At 52.7% G+C, this 3002-nt stretch carries 4 protein-coding genes; all 4 read left to right on the top strand.

Features of this window, described 5'->3' with window-relative positions; translation table 11 throughout:
- Positions 1 to 219 precede the first annotated feature (219 nt).
- Positions 220 to 1566: a phage portal protein gene (locus tag VIP81_RS19650; protein ID WP_331965023.1), complete on the top strand. Its 1347-nt coding sequence runs from the start codon at positions 220 to 222 to the stop codon at positions 1564 to 1566.
- Entirely contained in the window at positions 1563 to 2453 is an 891-nt protein-coding gene (locus VIP81_RS19645; RefSeq protein WP_331965020.1) for a hypothetical protein, read from the top strand. The genes VIP81_RS19650 and VIP81_RS19645 overlap by 4 nt, the downstream gene beginning before the upstream one ends.
- Positions 2450 to 2776 (top strand): head-tail connector protein, encoded by a 327-nt coding sequence (locus VIP81_RS19640; protein WP_331965017.1) that lies wholly within the window; start codon positions 2450 to 2452, stop codon positions 2774 to 2776. The genes VIP81_RS19645 and VIP81_RS19640 overlap by 4 nt, the downstream gene beginning before the upstream one ends.
- 13 nt (positions 2777 to 2789) lie before the next feature.
- A partial coding sequence (locus VIP81_RS19635) for a head-tail adaptor protein (RefSeq protein ID WP_331965014.1) occupies positions 2790 to 3002 on the top strand: 213 nt, incomplete at its 3' end.

Below are 3002 nucleotides of genomic sequence, written 5' to 3'. Positions count from 1 at the left end.
CCCTACCAGCTAATTAACCCGGAGGGCGGGGGAAACCCCGCCAGTATGTATGGAAAAAATCAGATATCTGCAGTGCACGCATGATTCAGTGCCAGGGGACGTGAAAACCGTGGATGAACAGTGTGCCCGGGTTCTGGTCCTGCTTGGTATGGCTGAATACGTCACAGCCCGGCGAGCTGGTGGCAGGGGAAAGAAAAAAAATAATGAGGGGACCGGCTGATGTTTGGATTTTTAAAGCGGAAAGAAAAGTCGCTACAGCAACCCTCTAACCGGGGCTGGACCTCGTTGCTTTCATGGATAAGCGAACCATTTTCTGGCGCATGGCAGCGAAACATGGAAGTCAGTAACCCGACCGTACTGGCCTATTACGCTGTTTTTTCCTGCGTCTCGCTGATTGCCAGCGACATATCAAAAATGCCTCCGGGGTTGAAAGCCAAAGGATCCGATGGTGTCTGGAAGGATACGCAGGATCCGAAACTGAATAAGCTATTTAACAAGCCAAATGCGTTCCAGAACCGTATTCAATTTTTAGAGACATGGGTTAACTCGAAGCTATGTCACGGAAATACTTACGTGATGAAGGTGAGAAATTCGGCTGGCGCAATCACAGAATTACGCATCCTTGATCCGGATAAAGTCACTCCCCTGGTGGCTGAAGATGGTTCTGTTTTTTATCAAATCAGCCCGGACAATATCAGTGGCCTCCCTTCACAGATAACGGTACCGGCACGCGAGATAATCCACGATCGCTTCAACTGCCTGTTTCATCCGTTGATCGGTGTATCGCCTATCTACGCCTGCGGCATGGCCGCGATGCAGGGCAAGCACATCCTTGAGAGCTCCGCCTTTTTCTTCAAAAACGGCGGCAAGCCGAGCGGCGTTATTACTATTCCCGGCACCGTTTCAGAAGAAAAGGCCAGGGAGATTAAAGCTAACTGGGACAGTGGGTACACCGGAGAAAACGCCGGAAAAACCGGCCTGCTTTCAGGCGGTGCTGAGTATAAGGCTGTGACCATGTCGGCGGTCGATGCTGAGACGGTGCAACAGTCCAAGCTTTCCGCAGAGATGTGTTGTTCAGCGTTTCACGTTCCGGCTTACAAGGTTGGTGTAGGCGAGATGCCGTCTTACGACAACATTGAATCACTGGAGCAACAATATTACTCGCAGTGCCTCCAGGTTCTGATTGAGTCCATAGAGGTGCTGCTGGATGAAGCCTTTGATCTGGAGGGTAATCGGGGTGTTGAACTGGACATCAGTTCTCTACTGCGCATGGACAGCGAACGCCGGATGAAGACCTTAGGCGAGGGTGTGAAAAATACCATTCTGACGCCGAACGAGGCCCGTAAAAAGGAAAACCTTCCGCCTGTTGATGGTGGGGACGCACTTTATCTTCAGCAGCAAAACTACAGTCTTCCGGCGCTGGCCCGCCGCGATGCGTCTGACGATCCGTTTAAAACGGCATCTGCATCACGGCCTGTGCAGCAGGAAGAGCCAGCAAGTAAAGCTTTTACCGCTGATGAGCTTATGGCGATGAAAGCAATGGTGAGAGGAATGATTGCCAAATGAATGAACGTGAACTGGCAATGCTGAATGTCGTCAGTAAAGAATTTGGCGCTGCGCTATCGTCTCTTCGGGAAAGCTTTGAAAAGCAACTTGAAGCTCAACGTAACGAATTCGAGCAGAAATACTCTTCCCTGGAGCTGGCCATGAGCAACCTTAAAGAAGCCCCTGGCATTGACGTTGCATCACTGGCCTGCGAGGCCGCGGCGCTTATCCAGTTACCGGAGCCGCCACAAATTCCTGATATTGGCGCCATGGTGACAGCAGTTGTAGCAGCACTTCCCCCGGGAGAACCTGGTAAGAGCGTTACGGTGGATGATGTGAAGCCGATGCTTGAGCAGATGGTTAAAGCCGCTGTCGCTGAAATCCCGGTGCCGGAGGCTCCGCTGCTCCCTGATATTGGCGCCATGGTATCGGCAGCTGTAGCTGAGATGCCTGCTCCTGAGCCAGTCAGTGGCGAGGATGGCCGGGACGCGCTTCAGCTTGAAGTCCTCCCATGTATAGACGAAGGGAAAAGCTACCCACGTGGCAGCTATGCCACTCACTCAGGAGGGCTGTGGCGAGCCTTTCAAAAGACACACGGCATGCGCGGCTGGGAATGTCTGGTTGATGGTATTGCGGGCCTGGAGATTGCTAATACCGACGAACGCAACTTCACCGTGACGGTAACGCGCGCCAGTGGGCAGGCGGAGACTAAATCTTTCGCTCTGCCAGTGATGATTTATCGCGGCGTTTTCAAAGCCGGTGATGAGTATCTTCCGGGTGACACTGTTACCTGGGGCGGTTCGCTCTGGCACTGCGATGAACCATCAACCGATAAACCAGGCGAGATCGGCTCAAAAGGGTGGACGCTGGCAACCAAGCGCGGCCGTGACGGGAGGGACAAAACGTGATTGAACTTGTGACGCTCCCGGAAGCAAAGGCGCATCTGCGTATCGATGACGATTACGGCGATGCTGATCTGAAACTAAAAATTCAGGGCGGCAGCGCAGCGCTTCTGTCTTATATCCAGGGGAGCCGGCAACTGGTTGTTGATGAGCAGGGAAAGCTTATTGATGGTGAGCCGCTGTCCCGCATGAAGACGGCCATGCTCGTGCTGCTTGGTTATATGGATCGAAACCGTGGTGCGGAAGAGGAGCAAAAACTAATACAGGGTGAGCTGCCGCTTGCGGTAACCATGCTTATTTACGACCTTCGAAGAACAACAATCTTGTGACAGGGGAGTACAGATGTCGGGTTTAAAAGCAGGCGAGCTCAATAAACGTATCACGCTTCAGAAGATTGATGTTCAGAGGGGGCCGCTTGGTGAGCCACTACCGGATTCGCCAGTCGATGTGGCAACTGTCTGGGCAAAAGCAGAAGCCGTTTCTAATCGTAAAATTCGAACCCTTGACCAGTTGCAGGTAGTGGAAACCTGGCTGTTTACCCTCAGAGCACGCAGG

This window comes from Chitinophaga sp., assembly GCF_036566945.1.
Classification (GTDB): Bacteria; Bacteroidota; Bacteroidia; order Chitinophagales; family Chitinophagaceae; genus Chitinophaga.
This window is presented reverse-complemented; position numbering and strand designations above follow the sequence as displayed.